Origin of the sequence: Amycolatopsis panacis (genome assembly GCF_003600245.1) — a bacterium.
Taxonomy (GTDB): domain Bacteria; phylum Actinomycetota; class Actinomycetes; order Mycobacteriales; family Pseudonocardiaceae; genus Amycolatopsis; species Amycolatopsis sulphurea.
Map to the genome: position 1 here is coordinate 1 of NZ_QZFV01000036.1, position 2,081 is coordinate 2,081.

Annotated in this window: 4 protein-coding genes; all 4 read right to left on the reverse strand. The window is 69.3% G+C overall.

Features of this window, described 5'->3' with window-relative positions; translation table 11 throughout:
* Positions 1–421: universal stress protein (locus tag D5S19_RS03175; protein WP_147397317.1), on the reverse strand; the 421-nt coding region annotated here is incomplete at its 3' end.
* The gene (locus tag D5S19_RS03180) at positions 418–1,032 is read right to left on the reverse strand and encodes a CBS domain-containing protein (protein ID WP_120021834.1); all 615 of its coding nucleotides are present in this window, start codon (positions 1,030–1,032) and stop codon (positions 418–420) included. The genes D5S19_RS03175 and D5S19_RS03180, both read right to left, overlap by 4 nt.
* A gap of 79 nt (positions 1,033–1,111) precedes the next feature.
* Complete coding sequence (locus D5S19_RS03185) at positions 1,112–1,513, reverse strand: hypothetical protein (RefSeq protein ID WP_120021835.1); 402 nt, start codon at positions 1,511–1,513, stop codon at positions 1,112–1,114.
* Positions 1,513–2,081 (reverse strand): universal stress protein (locus D5S19_RS03190; RefSeq protein ID WP_158605483.1); only part of this gene is annotated, 569 nt, incomplete at its 5' end. The genes D5S19_RS03185 and D5S19_RS03190, both read right to left, overlap by 1 nt.

Here is a 2,081-nt window from a genome sequence, read left to right on the forward strand (position 1 = left end):
TCACCGGGCAACACGCGTGACCCGCCACCGTCGCAGCAGTACCACCAACCAGCATCCCAGCGAACCCACCACGACCAGTACAGCCCAGAACCACCACCCTCGCCCCACGAGAACGCTCAATCAACACCGCCGCCGCCGAATCGGTACACACCTCGGTCCGGACCCGCAACGCCGGATCAACCTCGAGAACCCGATCACGAGCCTCCGCCACAACCCGGTCACCCTCCCGCTGAAGATCCCCGAACAGCGCCTCGCTCCCGGCAAGCCCGCCACCGTAATAGAGCGACGCGACCTGCAGACAGTGCAAGACCTCCAGCTCCAGCCCCCGCCCAGCGGCAAGCCGGGTGGCCCAGCGGACCGCTTCGGCCGATCCGTCCGAGCCGTCGATCCCGACGAGCACGGTATCGCTGCGGCCGGTCATCGCCCCACCTCCCCTTCCGCGGACACGACGTCCGCCCCGACCACGCCGGGCACCGCCAGCGCGAGCAACGTCGCGACATGACGATCGGATTCGTCGCCATAACAGTCCACGATCCGCACAATCCCATCGCGCACTTCGACCCGCCAGCGTCCGTGGCCGCCGTAGATCTCCAGCCGGTGCCGCACATCCGCAGCGATCGCCTCATCCGCCCGAGCCAGCACCCGGACCACATCACCCCGGGTCACGATCCCCACCACCCGGGCACCATCCACAATCGGCATCGCCCGGATCCCTCCATCCACCAACGCCTGACAGAGATCAGCCACATCGGTACCCGACGACATCCCGGTCGCCGGCGTCGTCATCACCGCACCCACCAACGTGTCGACCACACCAGGATGAACAGGATGCCGATACTCCGAACGCGCGTCCGCCGGAACACCGCGGCGGATCAGATCCGCCTCCGTCACGATCCCAACCAACCGATCATCCTCGTCCACCACCGGCAACGCAGTGAACCCACGCCCGGACAGGACTTCAGCCGCCTCCTTCACCGACGTCCACGGAAACACCGTCACCACCGGAGACGACATCAGATCACGCGCCCGCATCGGGTCCGTCCTTTCCTTGTGCTGTCCCGAAAGCGGGCAGCGGGTACGCGCGCTGTCGGAAGCGGGCTGTCGGCGCGGGTCATCGGGCCACCAGCCGCTGCACGTACCGGCTCAGCAGAACCAGCAACCCCACCAGCACGAGCGTCACCCACTGCGCCGGCGCACGAAAACCAAGCACCGAACCCTGAACCACGAGCCAACCCGCGACCACCACACTCGCGGCATACCCGAACCCCGGCGCCTGCCGGTCACCCCGCCACGCCACCCCGGCCGCCCAGCCGAGAGCGCCACCGACAACGACAATGAGCGCCACCCCCGGCAGCACCCAGGTGGACAACCCAAACGGAGCCAGAACAGCGGTCGGCAACCGGAAACCAGGCGCGCCCACGATCAGGCAAACCCCACCAACCAGCGCACCCGCCGCGACAACCGTCTCATACGACGCGAGCACCCTCAGCGCGACCCGGCCCCCCACCGACATCACGGCCGGCTCCCCGGCCGCACCACCGCCACCGGACACGCCGAATGCACCAGCAAGGCCTGACTGGTAGACCCCAGCAGCATCCCGTCAAACCCACCCCGCCCCCGGCTACCGACCACCACCAGCTGCGCGCCCTCCCCAACCTCCAACAGCGTCCGCACCGGCCGCCCCGGCCCAGCCCGCACCTCAATCCGCAGCTGCGGGAACTTCTCCCGCCACGGCGCAAGCTGATCCTCAACCCGCCCGCACTCGACCGCGGCGACCTCCCCCGGCACCCGATCCGCACCCCGCACCGAACCGTCCACGCGCCACTGCTCGTTCCAGGTATGCACGACCAGCAGGACTACCTGCCGGGAGGCCGCTTCGGCACACGCGAACCCAAGCGCGTCATCACTGTCGGCCGAACCATCCAACCCGGCCACCACCGGTCCCGCCGCCGGAGGCGGATCGTCCGGCATCCGGCCCCGCACCACCACAACCGGGCACCGCGCGTGCGCGACCAGCCCGACCGCGGTCGAACCCACCAGCAGACCCGTGAACCCACCCAGACCCCGGGAACCCAGCCGAG